Source organism: Halobacillus halophilus DSM 2266 (genome assembly GCF_000284515.1).
Lineage (GTDB): Bacteria > Bacillota > Bacilli > Bacillales > Halobacillaceae > Halobacillus > Halobacillus halophilus.
Map to the genome: position 1 here is coordinate 1,545,502 of NC_017668.1, position 17,471 is coordinate 1,562,972.

Consider the following 17,471-nt stretch of genomic DNA (forward strand, 5'->3'; position numbering starts at 1 on the left):
TTACTTAACATTCTTTAAATGATTCTGAGTCTTAAGAGTGCGGTGTATAATAGAAATCAGTGGAAGTAACAAGGTTTGAAGCTACCATAAAATAATGAGGTGGTCATTTGCTGAGGGTTATTAGAATTATTCTGGCTATTATAATCGTGTGTTTTTCAAGTTATGGATTACTAATTGATAAATCTGCTTATCTACTTCCATATCTAATGATGTTGTTAGCATCCTTATCGTTAATCATGGGCCTTGAAGAATTTAAAAAAACACGCAATTCCTTAATGGGCTATATATTTATCGGTATATCATTATTGTGTCTTTCTACTATTGTAGATTCTTTTTAGTGGGGTGGAATATTATTTCAAAAAAGTAATGAAGTGTTCATTTTCTTTAATGGGACATGGGTTTTGGGAAGGTCCGGCTTAGCATCCTTCTCCCAGTTTGCCGATAAAATAATCCTCTAGTTAGAAACTAGAGGATTAAAAAATGGTTAGCTGGACTTCTTCCAATAAGCGGCATCCTTATTAGAACGAGTTGGAGGAAAAGTGTCTCCGTTACTCAGTTCAATATGTTTTTCATCTTCCGTTACGTCATTCTCATTTCCTTCATTTACCAATCCATCAAATTCATACGTACCTTTTTCAGGTGCTTTTTCTCCAGTTTTGAAACGATCTGCCATAATGGAAAACTCCCTTTTTATTTATTATTCTTACATAGCAAACGTAGCCCTTATTAGGGACTTGAAACCCATTTTATCCATTTTCTTCTAGTTGGATATACTTCGAAAAATAAAGAGTAAAAAGCTATGCATACTCCGCTTTTATTGAAGAAGCTGAGAGCACTGCGGACTGCGCGCAAACCCTCATAAGATAGTGCTGCGACTTTAAACTTTCAGTAGTCCATTTCTAAAGCGAGGAATTTCTGTCCCCCTATGTAAAGAAGAAAAGGTTATGGTTTGTTTTTATCTGTAATAAAAAGTCTTTCATATGTTAGGATATTAATGAAGATTTTGTAAAAATAACTAGGATCAGTGTGGTGGACAAGATGGGACGCAAGATTAAAAAGGCAAGCGTGCTCGGCGGAGTATTCATATGCATGGCAGCCATTGTAAAAGTTATGTATGACACGAATGTATTCAAACGAAAAGAGATCCATCTTGCTCATAAAAAAATACCGGAAGGCAGTCGGTTCAAAATATTGCAAATGAGTGACTTACATAATAAAGTGTTTGGAAGAAGCAATAAAAAGCTCCTTCAGACTATTGAAGAAGCAGAGGCTGATATGGTGATGATCACCGGCGATCTGATAGACCGGAATACGAAACAATGGGCTCAGGTCTTTTCTTTGATAGAGCGTATTGTCAGTGTGTACCGACATGTTTTTTTCGTTACCGGCAATCATGAGTGGGATCATCCTTTAACCCATCCTTTTTTGGAGGGGCTGAGAGAAAGACGTGTCACAGTTTTAAGAAATGAACATGCGTCTCTTCAAATAAACGATAGCCTTGGAATTAATGTTGTAGGAATCGATGATGTTAATACCAATCGGGAGAACGTGGGACAAGCCTTCGATGGGATCGATCAGCAGCTTTATACGATCCTGCTCTCTCACTCTCCCGATTTTGTGAACGAATATAAAGATAAACCGGCTGACTTAATACTGAGCGGCCACACTCACGGTGGAAAAGTGAAAATTCCGTTTGTTGGATCGCTAGTAGCACCGGGACAGGGGTTATTGCCAGAGTATGATCAGGGCATGTACCGGATTGGTTATGACCAGCTTCTTTATGTAGACAGAGGTCTCGGAACAAGTGTGGTGCACGTGCGTTTTTTAAATCAGAGTCAGATAAGTTTATTGGAGGTTACTCATAAAGACTGAGTTGGATGAAAAGTCGTGAGGTTAGCTATTTATGGTAAGGAAGGAAGAGGGAATAATGGTCAAAAATATCATCACAGGAGTCGCAGCTGCCTCCCTGGTCTCAACCTACAGTTATCACGTCAGCGGTACAGACATGTCGACGATCCTAGTCTTTTACGTGGCTGCTTTCTGGTTTATTGCCAGCGGGCTCGGTTTGAAAGCTTTACAGAAGCAATTGAAATGGAAGAAAACGTACGGGGTCAATCTCTCGGTTTATTCTCTCGCAGGTGGATTAATTATGATCGCTCTGCTGTTTGGTGTGCATGTGTTTGAGCTAGCCTCAGGTGGAAGTCTGGATGCTTTATACTTTAGTGATATCAGCAGTATGTTTGGAACGGGAGTGGTGTGCGGGTTTACTTATTTTCACCTTCACCTGCTCGTGAGCGCAGCGGCTGCGAAGATTGGGAGTCAATACCGATACACAGAATCTAGATAAGGAATGACCGGCAGATCGTAACAGTTCTGTCGGTTTTCTATGTTATCAAAGCATAATTATGAAGCTAAAGGGCCGGATTATGGAAGGCTCAGTTTCGAGATATCTTTGGTCCGCTACTCTATATAGAACAGGGATGACTGCGGAAACAACTCGCTTTCCTGCGGCCCTACACGAAGTAGGGTCGATCAACGTTGCCACAGGACGTGGCGATCTTAGTCGATCCTCCTTTTACCATAAGCCTCCTCGCTCGTTTCACTGAGGCCACTGAAAAACTCCTTTCTACCCATGGGAGTTGGTAATGTTTGGTGTTGCTCCTCACGAATCGCTTGTCGGTGGATGCTTGCCGCGGGCACGGCCTCAGCTAACTTGGTCAAGAAGAACACTTGACCAAGTGGATCTTCGGCTCGCGCTGTTCCCGCAGGCGTCACCACCGAACGCTCGTCGTGGAAGCAACGAAAATCCATTTAAAAAAGTGCGTTTCTTGAACTTGCAAAAGCCAACCACTCGTAAACGATCCGTGAAACGAATGAAAGGATAGAGGAGAAAAGTCCGCTTTTGTGTAGCCTGCTTTTGATAAATCTTCAGTTTTTCAGCGGTCTCATGTTTATCCCACAGGGGTCTTCATCGTCCCCCTCCGGACCTGGCCGAATCAGAAACTCGAAACCATTTAAGATATCAATGGGTTTATGAGAAAAAAGCATGGGATCATGAGGCTATTTTCATGCTATAACGATGTGAAATAGCCTGTCATAAAAGCGTCCGTTATTCTTACTCGGCTGGGCTGGTGGGGAAATGGGGAGACTCCCATGGGAGAAGGAACTAGGTGAGATCCCGCATCTTTAGGATCGATTCTGAGATTTACAGTATCTTTTTTTAAAATTTTTGCCTGAACAGTCAATATATTGATAATCATGTCGAAAATAGAAGTAAAGGAATTAAAGGAGTAATGTAAAAGTGGTGACGAGCGTAGAATCATACTTGGAAGTTATTGACGAGACTGACCACCATACCTGCCGTAAATGTTCGATCTTGATGAGTCCGAGAAGAATCATATTTATTAGTGAAGTGAAAATAGATATATTGCTAGAATGTGAGGGCTGCGGTACGGCTCTGCCTTTAACAATAGATAAGTTGCAGAAAACCTGAATGGGTGAGTTCCTTGAGAATACGTATGGTACAAGTTAGCGGAGGTGCGCAAGTTGGGTTTAATATCGGATGCCATACAGCATTTCATCCATTCAGAGGTGAATGAGCCGGCGGCTAAATTAGCCGTTCTCTGTGTGTGTTTATTTTTAGCTGTTTTTGTCGTTAATTTCTTATTCCGGTTTATACCGCTGCCGAGAAAAGGGAAGGAGATTGCTCTCATGTGTTCCGTATTGGGAGGAGCTTTTCTCTGGTATTCGGTTACGTTTACATGAAATTTAATTCGTAACCTGTTTGAAGAAGTGGTCCGAAGGGGGCGCTTCTTTTTTTAATGAAGTAAAACGGCAATGAAAAAAGTTGAATCATACGCACTCTGAAGATTAACCGAAAATCATACGGACTTTTTCAAATCGTTACTACAGTAGGGGAGCAGGACTGAGGTGGAGAATTTATTGTGCTTGAAACTATGCGCGCTCCTAACCGTACATATAAATATGGGAAAGGATGAGAGATTATGAAGAGATATTTACTTTTTATTGGCAGCTTCACTATACTTTACTTCATCTATCAAATCGGATCCGGTTTACTTTTAACTATGAATAGTACACCAGAAAGCTCTTTTACAACAGGTCCTTTACCTCAAGAAGTGGATTTTGGAAGTAGAAGCCTTTCGTTTTTGGTCACATTATTGATTGCTAGTCTAGCTTATTTCATTTCACAATTATTGAAAACGCAAAAGAGCTAGATGAAATTCAAGAATAGGATTCAGGAGTTAACAAGTAACCTATGATATTACCCCCGGATTTGCGGCAGGTGTGGGGTAAATGAAACGTGCGGAAAGCTGGGATACTTTTGGTTCTTTATTCTTTTGAGTGAAGGTTTGCAGCAGATTTTAGAAAGGGTGTTGAAATGGGATTCAATCTAGATAGAGCCGATTTCGGGATGAGATTAATCGCTGAGATTTTAGATGTCATGATCATTTTAGTTCCAATTGCAATCATCATGTATTTGTCTATGGGCACCCTCTCTTTAAATGCGACCCAAGGTGTTATGGGGAACAGTTTGTATATTGTCTATTCAATGATCGTTCCAGTAATTTGGAGAGGATACAACGTGGGAAAACGGCTCGTAAATATAAAGATAAAGAAATCGAATGGAAAAGGGTTAACTCTTCTTGATATGTTTTTACGGGAATTTATCGGGAAGTTTTTTTTAGCTTATGTAACGGTAAGTTTATCCACGATTATCAGCGCACTAATGATTATGTTTCGTAAAGATAAGAGAGCCATTCATGATTTTCTAGCTGGAACTTATGTATCAAATGAATCATGAATCCATAGCTGGGGATTCAGGTTAATACCACAGGGCATTCGTTCATTAAGCCCCGTATACTAAGAGAACTTCCGTGAAATGGGGAGTTCTTTTTTGTGTGCTTATTATTCGTATTATCATTTGATGACCTCTTTATAAACGAACATTATTTAATTTTATTTGATTTTTGTTCGTTTAAGAATTGCTTAACCCTTGAAATATGCTGGCATTTGAATTTAAAATAACGGTAAACCCAAACATTCAGGAGGAGAAGCCATGTATGGAGCACCGAACCACCATAATTCGAAAAAGATGCTGATGCTTGGATCAGGAGAACTAGGAAAAGAAGTAGTCATGGAAGCGCAGCGGATAGGAATCGAAACCATTGCCGTGGATCGATACGAAGGGGCACCTGCTATGCAGGTGGCTCATCGGTTTGAGGTCATTGATATGCTTGATGGGAATGAGCTTCGCAGCGTGGTGGAAAAGGAACAGCCGGATTATATTGTTCCTGAAATCGAAGCAATTGCGACCGATACGCTACTAAAGCTTGAGAAAGAAGGCTATAACGTTATCCCAACGGCTTACGCCACCCAGTTAACGATGGACAGGGAAGGGATCAGAAGGCTTGCCAGCGAGAAATTAGGTTTGCCCACCGCAAAATATGAGTTTGCTAATTCATTAGAAGAGCTGAAAGAAGCGGTCCAAACCATTGGGCTGCCCTGCGTCATTAAGCCGATTATGAGTTCTTCAGGAAAAGGGCAGAGTCTCTGCCGCACAGAAGGTGAGATTGAAGATTCCTGGGAAGAGGCACTTGGCAGCGGCCGGGGAAATAGCACGCGGGTCATTGTTGAAGAATTTATTCATTTTGACTCCGAGATTACACTCCTAACGGTTCAAGCGGCCACTGGTACATACTTTTGCCCGCCGATCGGTCATCGGCAGGAGGGCGGAGATTACATTCAGTCTTGGCAGCCGCATACGATGAGTGAAGAAAACGTCAGGCAGGCGGAAGCTATTTCGAAAAAGATCACAGATGAAATCGGTGGGTACGGGGTGTTCGGAGTGGAACTGTTTATTACGTCCAAAGGGGTGTACTTCAGTGAAGTCTCTCCGCGTCCGCATGATACAGGAATGGTGACTATGGTTACCCAGCAACTATCTGAATTCGCCCTTCATGTGCGGGCCATTCTCGGGCTGCCGATTGAGGATATTCAACTGGTTTCACCAGGATCGAGTCATGCCGTAAAATCGTCGATTGAAAGCAGCGATTATATCGTTTCCGGTCTGGAAAAAGCGTTAGCTGTGCCCCATACGCAGGTGAGGTTATTCGGAAAACCATCCGCTACCATCGGACGCCGCATGGCTGTTGTTCTCGGTACCGGTGATACTGCGGATGCTGCCTGTAAACAGGCTGAAACAGCTGCATCTTATCTGGACGTGGTTACGAGTAACGATACGGAATCCTAATAGTATGTAGTAAACCATTCTGCCTCTTCTGTAAAAAAGAGTCAGAGTGGTTTTTTTAAGTGTTCAGCCAGTCATAATACAGGTTAGCAGGATCATCCATTACTTCTTTACGTACGGTCTGCTGGAAAGCCGCTAGGATCCCGCCATAAAAGTAGCCAAGAAACGTTTTCTTGATCGAGCCATTCTGTTTAGCAAAAATCGCCTGTTTGAACGTCTGCGTAATGATGGTTATATAATGATCAACCGGATAGCTTAATTGCGTTTGCTGGTAGGCGTAATGAACCCTTTTCCAGGCACCAAGAATATCCTTTACATTCAAAAAGGATTGAGAGAGCTGAATAAACGCTTTTGGTATGTAAGTGGGTAAATAATCGGGATCGATAGCTGGCTTAGCAGCAGAGGATCCTTGCTTGACCGGTTTTGGGGTTTCGGTTTGTTCAGGTTTCTCGACTCTTTCAGCTGTCTTCTCACTAGCAATATCTTTTTTCTCAGGAAGAGGATTTTCCTCAGCTGGATTGATCACGAGAATGTTAACTCCGCGCTTTCCGTTCGGACGAATCATTGGAACGCGCGTAAGCAAACCTGTTTGCTCCAGGGTGTTGATCGCTCGCACGATTGTTCTACGGCTGCGCTTGGTAGCTTTTTCAATGGTTTCGATTTTAGCAAAAGAAACACCAGGATATTTAACGGAATGTCGCCAAATAAACGTTAATATTTCAAGGGAAGCTGGAGAGAGGGCGGCTTTATGCTGGTATAGAAAAGAACGTACTCGTACATCTAATTCTTTTTTACTCGGGAAGGATTGAAGTTTGCTTATGTCATGGATATTCATTTTTCATCACCTATTCTTGTCTTGTTACTCTATTAATCGAAAGTTTTAAGAATTTGGTGTCGAAAAAAATAAAATTTTTTTATATCGTGTTTTTTTTAAATTCTTTTTTTAATTAATCTTAGTTTATTCTTTGTTTCGGCAGGTGATTTTGCTGGATGAGGCTAGCTATACTAATGGTTTGAAGGTGGTCCATGCCGTGTCATTTGCCGTGACAAATAAGGGTGACAAGCATCTTTAGTGGTAAAAGAATTTTTAACAGGAAGAATCTATTAAAGGTATGGGTTGATGGTGTTTTAAAAAGAACCTATGTGCTGAAAAAGTCATCAACTATACGTTGGTCATCATTGGGAGAGCTGCCGACGTCCTTAAAGCCATATAAAAAAGCCCTGTTGTAGCTGATGGGATCCATCTACAACAGGGCTTTTTTAATTTAAATAATGAGAACAGGAATCTTTCGTTTTAAAAAATGTAAATTCAGGAAGAAAAAGACCGTGTCGTTTACCCCGCCTTCTCTTCCCTTTTATCAGTACTTGTAATGGAGGCTGAAGAGGGTTTTACGCTGAGTACGATAACCGTAACCAAAATAATTGCCATTCCAAGAAGTTGAATAATGGTCAAATGATCTCCGATAAGCAGAAAGCCAAATAAGGAAGCGGTTACGGGCTCAACCATAGCGACCATGGAAGCGGTTGTTGGCGCAGTCCACTGAATGCCAATCACATAAATCATAAATGAAATTCCAGCTCCAAGGACCCCCAATATAAGAAACCAGCCGATGTCGTTTGAGGTCATTACGCTAGCGGCTTCATCCATGTCTGCGATAAGCAAAAGGATAAGACAAAATGAAAAGAACGCGATGGTTAAAGTGGTCTGTGGCTTCCCGATGGAAGAGGCGTTCTTAAATCCAAATATGAATAATGCATAGGAAAGACCTGCAGCAAGCCCGGATGCCACTCCTAGTAAACCCACGGATAGCGAATCGGTATTGTAGGCCCTTGTAAGCATGATAATCCCTATAAGTACACCCGATATGCATCCCCATTTTAACCAGCTCGGACGCTCGATTCGTAATAAAAAAGAAATGACAAGGACAAACACCGGTGCTGTGTACATTAAAGTAGAAGCAACAGCCACGCTTGACGCCTGGATCGTGAAAAAATAAAAGGTGAAATTTCCAGCCACACCCAAACCAGCCAATGAAGACCAAATGTATAAGCGAGGAGAGGAGGTCCAATTTTGTCTAAAGCGTAAAAGAAACCATACAAAAAAACATCCAAAGCCAACAGCCCCTCGAAAAAGAGAAATCACGATAGGATCCCAGCCCTTGCTCATTAAAATATCTGCAATTCCTCCACTAACGCCCCAGCATATAGCCGCAAGAATAACCAAGCTTATACCTACTGATCTCACCGTTTGTAGGCCTCCTAAAAAAATAGTAGAAATCTAAAGTGGACTTAACAACAACAATGAAAAAGCAAGGGCCAAGCCATCATCTGTAATTTCTTAATAAAAATGGTATGTTCTTTAGAAGGCATACATGGTAATTTTTCATTCGACTTAACTTTCACGTGGAATACAAGAAGCCAAGTAGAATATATGGCATTTAACGGTTAGAGGAAGAAGGTTAAAGGAATGCTGGCAGTAAATATTGATTTTATAGCTATCATGATATGAAAATTTCAGATTTAAATAGAGGGAATCTGTGTCCATTTTGATCCCCAGGGGCGTAGCTGATTTTTAATAGAAACCCAGCCGCTTTCAAGAAAATGAAGGAGAGGTAACAAACTTAATAAACATCAGAATGGAAATAAATAGTAAATGCATTTTAAGCTTAGCAGGGAGGTGTCTATTTATCAACTAAAAAATAGAAAATATGGTATTTATAAGGGGGTATTTTTAGAGAATCGTGAAAAGGGTATAGTTGTTACATAAGTTTCTACCAAAGGGTGAAAGGATATGAAAATATATACGATTGGGCATTCCGACCATGACAAGCAACAATTCTTGCAGATGCTTGAGGCTGCAGATATCGAATATGTGGCTGATATCCGTGCCTTGCCTGCCAGCCGGAAATACCCGCAGTTTAACAAGGAAAGAATGGAAGATTGGCTTAGCGAAGCGGGCGTAGCTTACCAGCATTTTTCGGTGCTCGGTGGCAGGCGGAACCGGTCAGGCGAGATTGGGGAGAACCTAAATGCCGGGTGGGACAATCGCTCGTTCCACAACTATGCGGATTATACATTAACGAAAGAGTTTCAAAATGGGCTGGAGGATCTAAAAGCGGAGGCTGAAGGAAACAATCTTGTCTATATGTGCTCCGAACGGCATCCGTCCAAGTGTCACCGCCTGTTGATCAGTAACTGGCTGCAGGCGAGCGGCTGGGATGTTTTTCATATCATTAACGACTCAAAAGGAAAAACAGAGATGGTCGGTCATAAACTTGGCCGGTGGGGTGCGATGCCTATTGTCGAAGAGGATGGAACAGTCGTGTATCCAATGCTTGAGGAGTAAAGCACTAAGCCGCAGAGTACGGCCAGGATTGTGGACGAGTATCGATAAATGAAAAGTTTACTTTTTTGAGGAGGGAGATCATGTGGATCGTATTTCTGATCATTTTTGTGATAGCGGCAATCGCTGCTTTGGCCTTACCAATTCTACTGCCTTCGAAAAGAAATAAAGAAAATCCGGATAAATATCATGAGTCACGCTGGATGTAGTAATTGAAGATTTTAAGTCCGCGGGTCTTTAAGAGCCGGCGGCTTACATAATAATGGGTAAACGCTGTGCAGGGGAGGTGATAACGTGAAAGTTTTTCTGCTTATGTTCGTTTCGATATTGATTACTGACTTTTTATCGACACAAGTTTATGCCTGGATTAATTTGGAGTACAGCTTATTTCAAGATCCTTTTAATCTATTGTTGTTTTTACTAGACTTCGGTATCTTTCTCTTGATTGCGATGGGAGTTTATTCTCTCCTGAGTAAACTATTTTCAAAAGGAAGTTCTGCTCGGTCGTAGGATTGTTTAGGGTTTAGGATTTGGCGGTGAACACGACAAAAAGCATGAGAAGACTATTAAGCGTACCGGCATGTTAAAATAGACTCATCTTAAGAAAGTATCGATAAGGGGAGAAACATGCCGAAATATAAATTAAAAACAAAATTTAAAAAAGCCGTTTCGGAAACATTCGTGAAAATGATTCTGCCTATCATTCTAGTCATCGCCGGTATTTATCTGCTTACAAGCAGCAATCTGGGAGACGGTTTAACCAGTAGTACCAATGAATCTACAGGCTTGTCCGATCAGGTGCTGCAATATGAAGATGAAGTTCGAAAGTATGCAAAGCAGGAAGGAATAGAAGAACACGTAGATGTGCTGTTAGCGTTAATGATGCAGGAATCGGGTGGAAGAGGAGATGATCCGATGCAAGCTTCCGAATCCTTATGCGGTTCGGTCGGTTGTATTGATGATCCAGAGAAGTCGATCGAACAAGGAGTGTCTTACTTTGCCGATGTGTTGGAGCGGGCTGATCAGGACGTTAAATTAGCGCTTCAATCCTACAATTTTGGCGCGGGTTTTATTCATTATGTCATGAATAACGGTGGAGAATATACTCAGGAATTGGCGATTGAATTCTCAGCGCAGAAATATGAGGAGTTGAAACATACGGGCAAGTACGACTGTATTCGTGAGGAAGCGGAACAGTACGACGCCTGTTATGGGGATATCTATTACGTAAATGCGGTGCTTGATTATTATGATGAAGAAGAAATTCAGGATTTGTAATGCAGCGGCTATGAAAATAGGAATGGGAACTTCTATTATCGAGAAGTTCCCATTTTTTAATGGAGTGGATGATCAGTTTTATTCTTCTGCAGCTATCGCTTCAGCCTTCGTAGCATGAACGGTGCCGAACGGATGGTTAGGCGGGGCGTAGATCGAGTAAAGTTTGAGCGGCGTATTGCCCGTGTTCGTTAAGTTATGCCACATGCCTGCCGGAATGATAATAGCGTAATCGTCCATCACATTTCTTGTGAAGTTCAGGTTGTTTTTTTGTTTACCCATCTGCACAAACCCCTGGCCCTGCTCAACACGTAAGAATTGATCGAGATTTGGATGACTTTCTAAGCCGATATCTTCGCCTGGTTGGATACTCATCAGCGTCAACTGCAGATGGTCACCGGTCCATAATGCTGTGCGAAAGGTTTTATTTTGTTTCGTGGCTTTATTGATATCAAATACAAAAGGATTGGGGCCATAATCCTTTAACGGAAGGTTCCCTTGCCCCTGCGAAGGACGCCAGGCAGTATGCCCGTAGTCCTGAGGGTATGCCCAGTACCAAGGCTGATTATCATAACTGTACATAGGGACATTTCCATCATAAGGATAACGATATGGATACATATAAGGATTATAATACACTTTTCTCCATCCTTTCTTAGTTCCTAAAGTTATCCTATGCATGAGCCTAGTGAACGTACGTAAAAATTAATTCGGAAATCCCCCAGTAGTTTCTGACGCTTCAAATGGTGCGTTACTTTAATTGTCTATGAAGATTTTTTAGAAAAGCTCACGATACTGGAAGACTCAGTTTCGAGATATTTATGAGAATTAGGTCCTGCGGGGGACGATTTCGCTTTCCGGCCCTGCATGACGCAGGGTCGTTCGACGTTTCCACACGACGTGGCGTTCTTAGTCGAACCTCATTTGTCACCGATCATGTTCATCTCGCAGGAGTCTACATCTTCCCCTTCCGGACCTGGCCGAATAAGAAACTCGAAACCATTTAAGACATCGACGATTTGATGAGAAAAAAGCATGTGGTCATGAGGCTATTTCATGCTATAACGATGTGAAATAGCTTGTCATAAAAGCATTTTAGACCAGTTAAGAAGGAGAGCATGCTTTTCTTCTGGAAGGTTCCGTTATTCTCCCGCGGCTGAGTGGGTGGGGAAATAGCGAGACTCCCATGGGAGAAGGAACTAGGTGAGATCCCGCAGGGAGTGAAACGAGCGAGGAAGCTCATGGTAAAAGGAGGATCGACTAAGGTCGCCACGTCCTGTGGCAACGTCGATCGACCCTACGTCGTGTAGGGCCATAGGAAAGCGAGTTATTTCCCCACCAACTCTCATTTTTTTATGGCAACGGATCCAGTATATCTCGAAACTGAGTCTTAAAGTAGACGGTCCTTTAGTTTAATAAATCGCTTATGAATATTCCACAACAATATTTTACAAGGTTAGAAAAAGGATTGAGATCAAGCGGCAGATTTGAAATAATAGATAAGTTCTTACATGTAACGAACAGGGATTTAACCAGGAGGGATCATCATCCATGAGCAAAATCCGTCAGCTGTTTAGCGGACCCATATTTTCCGAAAAAATTGATCGTTTTATTCTGATCCCGCTCGCCCTAATCGGAGTTCTTCTTGCCAGGTATTTAAAATCAGCCGGGTGGGCCACAGGTGATGCTTTAGGCATTCTGGTGCTGGCAGCTATCCTGTTGACCATCGGCTTGCGAATCATAGGTGCTCGTTGGAAGGAAAAGAAAAACATTACCCATTAAAAGCCGTCTTTTCATAGAAAAGGCGGTATTTTTTAAAGGTATGAGTACCAAAAGGGTCGATTATTAAATCAGGACGATCAGTAGAAAAGTGGAAATTAAATTAGATTAACTTACAGTTACTGGCGCAATAATCCAGCAACATTTTATCGAAACCAAATCTGGATGAATAGGTGGACGATTTTTTTGATATGTTCCTCCTTACATAGTTAGGAGTTAGACAGGAAGGGGTGGGGTTATTATGAAGAAAATATACGGAGGCTTTTCAATAATTTTTATAACCCTTCTATTAATTAGTTGTTCAGAACGTAATCAATATATTCTAGAAGGTGAAAGTGATCATTGGGAAGCAAAATTAAAAGTAACAGTAAAGGCAAATGACGCAACATCTAAAGATTTTATTATTAACTATAAAGGAGAATTAAATCAATTAGCTGACATAAGCAGGTTAGAATATTCTTATAAAAGTGCTGCATCTAGTGGAAAATCGGAGATTAACTTTAATGGCAAACCTCCCCAGAGAAAATCGTTTACTCATCATAGTGGAAGCAGTGGCAGTTCCTTTGACAGTGAACAAACTGTAAATGTGACTGTTAAATGGGATGGAAATGAAGAAAAAATGAAGCTGAAAGAATAGTGTAATTTTCATATGGGCAATATTATTTCATAAAGGAAGTGGGGAACTTGTTAAAATCTGAAGTTGCCAACAGGTTCATATCATTATTAGTACTTTTAACATTAGTAATTTTTGTGTTGTTCAACGGCGCCAGGAGTGAAGGTAGTCCGGCATTAATCATAATAATTACTATTGCGGTTTTGGGTACAGCTTATCAATTATATAAAATTTTTAAACTAAAGAAAGAAAAATAGCTGCGAAAAAAGGTCAGCTTATTGTTTGCATGACCTTTTTGTAGCAGAATAGATGTTTTTTATCCGTTTACAATTATGCCACCGTTCACATGCAGCATCTGACCGGTGACGAAACTTGCATCCTGGCTCGCAAGATAGACGTAAGCCGGAGCTACTTCCTTTGGCTGACCTGGGCGCTCCATCGGATTGTCAGAACCGAATTCGGCAACCTGCTTCCGGTCAAAGCTTGAAGGGATCAGAGGGGTCCAAATCGATCCTGGAGCTACTCCGTTCACACGAATTCTCTGCCCAACAAGGGATTTCGCAAGCGCACGGGTGAAGGACGTGATGGCTCCTTTTGTGGATGTATAATCAATCAATTGCTCGTTTCCCTCATAGGCCGTAACAGAGGATGTGTTGATGATCGAGCTTCCTTTTTTCATATGTGGGAGTATGGCTTTTGTCATGTAGAAATAGGAGAAGATATTGACACGAAACGTGCGCTCAAGCTGTTCATTCGAGATATCCAGAACACTGGTCTGCGGATATTGCACGGCTGCGTTATTGACCAGCACATCGACCTGACTGAATTTACGCTTAATTTGTTTTAAGGCATCTGTACAAAAATCAGGATCAGCAATATCTCCGCTGATCAGGAGACAGGTACGTCCTTCTTGTTCAATAAAGCGTTTCGTATCCTCGGCATCCTGATGTTCATCAAAGTAAAGGACGGCTATATCGGCTCCTTCCCGTGCGAAATGCAGACTTACCGACCTGCCTATGCCGCTGTCTCCGCCCGTTATCACTGCAATTTTCCCCTGGAGCTTTCCGCTGCCCTGGTAATTTTCATCAATATATTCTGGGAGCGGCTTCATTTCATATTCGAATCCCGGCTGACGGTTTTGATGCTGTTTCGGCTGAATTTCTTTCTTTTGGTTGTTCATGAGGCGACCTCCCAAATAGTGAATAGCTATTTCTAAGGTACCCATTAGGTCGGAGAATATTTGCGCAACTCCAGTTAGTAATTGAAAGATCTATTTCATTTAGCGAATGCTTATATCTTCCAGTTTAATTTGTACTTTGTTGTGATAAAATAAGAACAAACGTTCGGTGAGAAAGGAAGGTACCTCATGGATGGCTTGTTTGCACGATCTCTGGATAAAAACGAGAAGCTGGTGGTCATCTATATGGACAGCCGGGGCGAGGTCTCCCAGCGTTCTATCCGGGTGATGGATATACGTGGCGAAGATATTTTAGTTCATTGTTTTGCGAGAGAAAAGGTAAGAACGCTTAAAAAAGACAGAATTCTGTCTGTATTTCCTGCAAGCGCTGTAAAGCGAAGAAGAAGTGCCGCAATGGAATAGATCGCTCTATGTGTTCAGAAGTGGTTAATAGATTTTTTTAAGTTCAATGTATTTACCATCATAGTCCTTCTCATTTCCGCATATCCTACAACTAACGAAATGAAAGTAAGGAGAGGGATAGGATGGGCTTCACTTATGGAAAAAGAGAGTTAATGCAGGATTTGCAAAGGGTGTTTGCCAAGCATAATGTCCAGTCCATTAAAGTCAATAAGCCAGGCACACTGTTTAAAATAGAGTCAGATGGATCGATGAAAGTGGAAGTAGGGGCAACGATCACGGCCTTTGATTGCAAACCAGGTGAAAAACCGGTGAACAAATTCAGAGTCGTAAACGGTGGGAATCAGAAAAAACAGTAAATCAATCAGCGCGTTTGACCGTAAGTGTGGTCAAACGCGCTGTTTACGTTTCCCTATTCTTATCGCCTGTAATGAAGCTATTCATTTTTAGTAATAAATAAACGCAATCACTGCCGCTAAACCGATACGGTAAAAGGCAAAAGGTAATAATTTAACTCTATTGATCAGCTTTAGAAAAAATCGAATCGTGATCAAAGCAAAAACAAAGGCGCTGAAAAAACCGATCGCGAAGAGTGGAAGGGCCTGGGCTGTGAAATACTCCATGTTATCAATTAGAGAAAGGCTGCTTGCGCCAAGCATAATGGGCACCGCCATAATAAATGTAAAGTCTGCAGCCGAGCGGTGGTTCATACCAACAAGTACTCCGGCAGAGATGGTCGAACCTGAGCGGGAGAAGCCGGGCCATAAGGAAAAGCACTGCATCAGTCCAATTAGAAGAGCCTGACGGTAAGTGATCTGATCCACACTCTTTAATGAGGCGTTGCGGACTCCATAAAGATCAGCAAAAATCATAAAAAAGCTTCCTAGCAGGAGGCCTATGATGACGGTTTCGACCGTAAATAAATGTTCATCGATATAGTCCTCAAAAAGAAATCCGAGCAGAGCTGCCGGAAGCAGCCCTGTCAGGATATGACTGATTTTAAGCCGGCTGGAGTTAGCCTGCACACGAGATCCTGCCCCCAGCAAATCTATAAACCGGTGTCTAAATGTAATGACGACCGCAAGAATAGAACCAAGCTGAATAACGATTTTAAACGTGTTTGCTGTATAGTAGCCTAAAAATTCGCGAGAATGTAACCACATTTCATCCACGATAATCATATGGCCCGTAGAAGATACGGGTGCGAATTCAGTTAATCCTTCAAACATCCCTAGAAGCATCACTTTTATGACTTGAATAAAGTCCATTCTGAACCCCTTACGCGCTTAGTATTTTTTTACGAATGATAATGAACATCAGGAGGACGCATCCTGTTCCAAGTCCGATATACGTGATGGTTGAATAAACCTCCAAAAGCCGGGAGACTTCACTCCACGATTCACCCATCAAAGCACCCACCAAAATGAGGATAGTATTCCAGACCATTGTGCCAAGGATGGTGAACAATAGAAATAAGCTCAGCTTCATGTTCGCCATTCCGGCAGGCAAGGAAATCAGACTGCGGACGAGCGGAATCATCCGCCCGAGCAGCACCGCCCATATTCCGTAGCGCTGAAACCATGATTCTACTCTCTGGACGTCTTCTTTTTTTATGCGAAGTCTATGTCCATGCCGCTCCACAAAGGATTCTAACTTTTCTACATCCATCAAGGAGCCGATGCCATAAAGCACAACCGCTCCTGCAAGAGATCCGGTCGTTGAGACTACAATTACCCCACCTATCGATAGGCTGGCAGCTTGAGTCATAAATCCGCTGAACGGAAGAATAACCTCAGATGGAATGGGAGGAAAGATATTCTCTACGGCCATCATGATAAAGATACCGGCATACCCATAGTGACTCATAAATTCAGTAATCCAATCCGCCATTGTGTACCTCCATTTTCAGTGTTAAGCGGGCTTAAGCAGGGTTTATACCAGCTTTAAGCACGTCCTTCTATTTATAATCCTATGATTTGTTTCAGTTCTTTTATGTTAACCATACTCCAGTGAAATTCAATCCAGTAGTCCTGCCAATGCACACCTGCAAACAGTCCACTCGTCCAGATTCCGCCAAACAGTAATAAGAAAATAACGAACGTAACTGAATAGTAGGTGATCCAATCTTTCATGTCTGAATTTTTCATTTCAATCTCCTTTAAATGTAGTTAAAAACGCACACGAAAAATAAGCTTTCCTATAGTGCTCAAAAGAAAAGCTGTGAAGCCTCTTCGTAAAAAGGGAGACGAATGTATTTACAGATAATTGGAATGGAATTTTTCTATAGTAAAGAAACCGGATGAGTCGGCAAGTGGTTCGAGGGTGCCCGTGGACGCTGAAAATAAACCTTTCACATCCAGCTGGGCAGGAGGGAACAGGAAAGGCGGTAAAGCGTAATCTGCTTTCCCTTTAGGGAGAAGGATCGGAGAGACAGACAGGGCTTCCTGCTCCACATACGTGAAATTGGCCACAAGTGAATCCGTCTGTTCTAAAGTCTCATAAGCCTGTAAAGTCACGGCAGGGCTCAAACCTAAGAAATAGGCAGCCGTGAGCACTGCGAATAGAATTTTTATTTTATTCATGTCCTTCTCCCTCC

At 42.0% G+C, this 17,471-nt stretch carries 22 protein-coding genes; 13 read left to right on the forward strand and 9 right to left on the reverse strand.

Annotated features, from left to right (window positions below):
* Positions 1-484: 484 nt before the first annotated feature.
* Complete coding sequence (locus HBHAL_RS07605; protein ID WP_014642775.1) at positions 485-673, reverse strand: YjzC family protein; 189 nt, start codon at positions 671-673, stop codon at positions 485-487.
* Between the two features lie 365 nt (positions 674-1,038).
* Here HBHAL_RS07605 and HBHAL_RS07610 point away from each other — a divergent pair, with 365 nt between their 5' ends.
* From HBHAL_RS07610 to purT, 5 genes are all read left to right on the forward strand, one after another.
* Positions 1,039-1,872 carry a metallophosphoesterase gene (locus tag HBHAL_RS07610; protein ID WP_014642776.1) on the forward strand — a complete coding sequence of 278 codons (834 nt, stop codon included), beginning with the start codon at positions 1,039-1,041 and terminating at the stop codon, positions 1,870-1,872.
* Positions 1,873-1,927: 55 nt separating this feature from the next.
* The gene (locus HBHAL_RS07615; protein WP_041601265.1) at positions 1,928-2,347 is read left to right on the forward strand and encodes a hypothetical protein; all 420 of its coding nucleotides are present in this window, start codon (positions 1,928-1,930) and stop codon (positions 2,345-2,347) included.
* Positions 2,348-3,546: 1,199 nt separating this feature from the next.
* On the forward strand, positions 3,547-3,765 hold the full coding sequence (locus HBHAL_RS07625; RefSeq protein ID WP_041601267.1) for a hypothetical protein: 219 nt from the start codon (positions 3,547-3,549) through the stop codon (positions 3,763-3,765).
* Positions 3,766-4,399: 634 nt separating this feature from the next.
* A complete protein-coding gene (locus tag HBHAL_RS07635) occupies positions 4,400-4,822 on the forward strand; it encodes an RDD family protein (protein ID WP_014642779.1) in 423 nt (140 codons plus the stop codon).
* Between the two features lie 255 nt (positions 4,823-5,077).
* Positions 5,078-6,271 (forward strand): formate-dependent phosphoribosylglycinamide formyltransferase, encoded by a 1,194-nt coding sequence (purT, locus tag HBHAL_RS07640; RefSeq protein ID WP_014642780.1) that lies wholly within the window; start codon positions 5,078-5,080, stop codon positions 6,269-6,271.
* Between the two features lie 55 nt (positions 6,272-6,326).
* On the opposite strand, the gene HBHAL_RS07645 is transcribed toward purT, so the two are convergent.
* Positions 6,327-7,103, reverse strand: coding sequence for a helix-turn-helix domain-containing protein (locus tag HBHAL_RS07645; RefSeq protein WP_014642781.1), 777 nt, complete (start codon positions 7,101-7,103; stop codon positions 6,327-6,329).
* Positions 7,104-7,601: 498 nt separating this feature from the next.
* On the reverse strand, positions 7,602-8,513 hold the full coding sequence (locus tag HBHAL_RS07650; RefSeq protein WP_014642782.1) for a DMT family transporter: 912 nt from the start codon (positions 8,511-8,513) through the stop codon (positions 7,602-7,604).
* Between the two features lie 546 nt (positions 8,514-9,059).
* Between HBHAL_RS07650 and HBHAL_RS07655 the strand changes: the two genes are divergently transcribed.
* The 4 genes from HBHAL_RS07655 to HBHAL_RS07665 all read left to right on the forward strand — a co-directional run bounded on the left by HBHAL_RS07655 (position 9,060) and on the right by HBHAL_RS07665 (position 10,889).
* Positions 9,060-9,614, forward strand: coding sequence for a DUF488 domain-containing protein (locus tag HBHAL_RS07655; RefSeq protein WP_014642783.1), 555 nt, complete (start codon positions 9,060-9,062; stop codon positions 9,612-9,614).
* An 80-nt stretch (positions 9,615-9,694) separates the two neighbouring features.
* A complete protein-coding gene (locus tag HBHAL_RS21955) occupies positions 9,695-9,820 on the forward strand; it encodes a hypothetical protein (protein WP_014642784.1) in 126 nt (41 codons plus the stop codon).
* 85 nt (positions 9,821-9,905) lie between these two features.
* Entirely contained in the window at positions 9,906-10,121 is a 216-nt protein-coding gene (locus HBHAL_RS07660; protein ID WP_041601268.1) for a hypothetical protein, read from the forward strand.
* Positions 10,122-10,238: 117 nt separating this feature from the next.
* Positions 10,239-10,889 carry a lysozyme family protein gene (locus HBHAL_RS07665; protein ID WP_014642785.1) on the forward strand — a complete coding sequence of 217 codons (651 nt, stop codon included), beginning with the start codon at positions 10,239-10,241 and terminating at the stop codon, positions 10,887-10,889.
* Positions 10,890-10,967: 78 nt separating this feature from the next.
* Here the strand turns inward: HBHAL_RS07665 and HBHAL_RS07670 are convergent, their stop codons facing one another.
* Positions 10,968-11,525, reverse strand: a complete 558-nt coding sequence (locus tag HBHAL_RS07670; protein ID WP_014642786.1) for a cupin domain-containing protein — start codon at positions 11,523-11,525, stop codon at positions 10,968-10,970.
* A 912-nt stretch (positions 11,526-12,437) separates the two neighbouring features.
* Between HBHAL_RS07670 and HBHAL_RS07675 the strand changes: the two genes are divergently transcribed.
* A complete protein-coding gene (locus tag HBHAL_RS07675) occupies positions 12,438-12,668 on the forward strand; it encodes a hypothetical protein (protein WP_014642788.1) in 231 nt (76 codons plus the stop codon).
* A 238-nt stretch (positions 12,669-12,906) separates the two neighbouring features.
* Positions 12,907-13,302 (forward strand): hypothetical protein, encoded by a 396-nt coding sequence (locus HBHAL_RS07680; RefSeq protein WP_014642789.1) that lies wholly within the window; start codon positions 12,907-12,909, stop codon positions 13,300-13,302.
* 292 nt (positions 13,303-13,594) lie between these two features.
* On the opposite strand, the gene HBHAL_RS07690 is transcribed toward HBHAL_RS07680, so the two are convergent.
* On the reverse strand, positions 13,595-14,458 hold the full coding sequence (locus HBHAL_RS07690) for an SDR family oxidoreductase (RefSeq protein ID WP_014642790.1): 864 nt from the start codon (positions 14,456-14,458) through the stop codon (positions 13,595-13,597).
* A 186-nt stretch (positions 14,459-14,644) separates the two neighbouring features.
* On the opposite strand from HBHAL_RS07690, the gene HBHAL_RS07695 reads away from it, so the two are divergent.
* Complete coding sequence (locus HBHAL_RS07695) at positions 14,645-14,878, forward strand: hypothetical protein (RefSeq protein WP_014642791.1); 234 nt, start codon at positions 14,645-14,647, stop codon at positions 14,876-14,878.
* A gap of 122 nt (positions 14,879-15,000) precedes the next feature.
* Entirely contained in the window at positions 15,001-15,234 is a 234-nt protein-coding gene (locus HBHAL_RS07700; RefSeq protein WP_014642792.1) for a hypothetical protein, read from the forward strand.
* Positions 15,235-15,321: 87 nt separating this feature from the next.
* Here the strand turns inward: HBHAL_RS07700 and HBHAL_RS07705 are convergent, their stop codons facing one another.
* The 4 genes from HBHAL_RS07705 to HBHAL_RS07720 form a co-directional block, all read right to left on the reverse strand.
* A complete protein-coding gene (locus HBHAL_RS07705) occupies positions 15,322-16,143 on the reverse strand; it encodes an undecaprenyl-diphosphate phosphatase (RefSeq protein ID WP_014642793.1) in 822 nt (273 codons plus the stop codon).
* A gap of 10 nt (positions 16,144-16,153) precedes the next feature.
* A complete protein-coding gene (locus HBHAL_RS07710; protein ID WP_014642794.1) occupies positions 16,154-16,765 on the reverse strand; it encodes a DedA family protein in 612 nt (203 codons plus the stop codon).
* 71 nt (positions 16,766-16,836) lie between these two features.
* Positions 16,837-17,022, reverse strand: a complete 186-nt coding sequence (locus HBHAL_RS07715) for a hypothetical protein (RefSeq protein ID WP_014642795.1) — start codon at positions 17,020-17,022, stop codon at positions 16,837-16,839.
* Positions 17,023-17,130: 108 nt separating this feature from the next.
* Entirely contained in the window at positions 17,131-17,457 is a 327-nt protein-coding gene (locus HBHAL_RS07720; RefSeq protein WP_014642796.1) for a hypothetical protein, read from the reverse strand.
* Positions 17,458-17,471 lie beyond the last annotated feature (14 nt).

Bases quoted from the DNA above. Each gene is read 5' to 3' on its own strand.
- HBHAL_RS07605 (WP_014642775.1), bottom strand. From the start codon at position 673: ATGGCAGATCGTTTCAAAACTGGAGAAAAAGCACCTGAAAAAGGTACG.
- HBHAL_RS07610 (WP_014642776.1), top strand. From the start codon at position 1,039: ATGGGACGCAAGATTAAAAAGGCAAGCGTGCTCGGCGGAGTATTCATA.
- HBHAL_RS07615 (WP_041601265.1), top strand. From the start codon at position 1,928: ATGGTCAAAAATATCATCACAGGAGTCGCAGCTGCCTCCCTGGTCTCA.
- HBHAL_RS07635 (WP_014642779.1), top strand. From the start codon at position 4,400: ATGGGATTCAATCTAGATAGAGCCGATTTCGGGATGAGATTAATCGCT.
- purT (WP_014642780.1), top strand. From the start codon at position 5,078: ATGTATGGAGCACCGAACCACCATAATTCGAAAAAGATGCTGATGCTT.
- HBHAL_RS07645 (WP_014642781.1), bottom strand. From the start codon at position 7,103: ATGAATATCCATGACATAAGCAAACTTCAATCCTTCCCGAGTAAAAAA.
- HBHAL_RS07655 (WP_014642783.1), top strand. From the start codon at position 9,060: ATGAAAATATATACGATTGGGCATTCCGACCATGACAAGCAACAATTC.
- HBHAL_RS21955 (WP_014642784.1), top strand. From the start codon at position 9,695: ATGTGGATCGTATTTCTGATCATTTTTGTGATAGCGGCAATCGCTGCT.
- HBHAL_RS07665 (WP_014642785.1), top strand. From the start codon at position 10,239: ATGCCGAAATATAAATTAAAAACAAAATTTAAAAAAGCCGTTTCGGAA.
- HBHAL_RS07675 (WP_014642788.1), top strand. From the start codon at position 12,438: ATGAGCAAAATCCGTCAGCTGTTTAGCGGACCCATATTTTCCGAAAAA.
- HBHAL_RS07680 (WP_014642789.1), top strand. From the start codon at position 12,907: ATGAAGAAAATATACGGAGGCTTTTCAATAATTTTTATAACCCTTCTA.
- HBHAL_RS07690 (WP_014642790.1), bottom strand. From the start codon at position 14,458: ATGAACAACCAAAAGAAAGAAATTCAGCCGAAACAGCATCAAAACCGT.
- HBHAL_RS07695 (WP_014642791.1), top strand. From the start codon at position 14,645: ATGGATGGCTTGTTTGCACGATCTCTGGATAAAAACGAGAAGCTGGTG.
- HBHAL_RS07700 (WP_014642792.1), top strand. From the start codon at position 15,001: ATGGGCTTCACTTATGGAAAAAGAGAGTTAATGCAGGATTTGCAAAGG.
- HBHAL_RS07705 (WP_014642793.1), bottom strand. From the start codon at position 16,143: ATGGACTTTATTCAAGTCATAAAAGTGATGCTTCTAGGGATGTTTGAA.
- HBHAL_RS07710 (WP_014642794.1), bottom strand. From the start codon at position 16,765: ATGGCGGATTGGATTACTGAATTTATGAGTCACTATGGGTATGCCGGT.
- HBHAL_RS07715 (WP_014642795.1), bottom strand. From the start codon at position 17,022: ATGAAAAATTCAGACATGAAAGATTGGATCACCTACTATTCAGTTACG.
- HBHAL_RS07720 (WP_014642796.1), bottom strand. From the start codon at position 17,457: ATGAATAAAATAAAAATTCTATTCGCAGTGCTCACGGCTGCCTATTTC.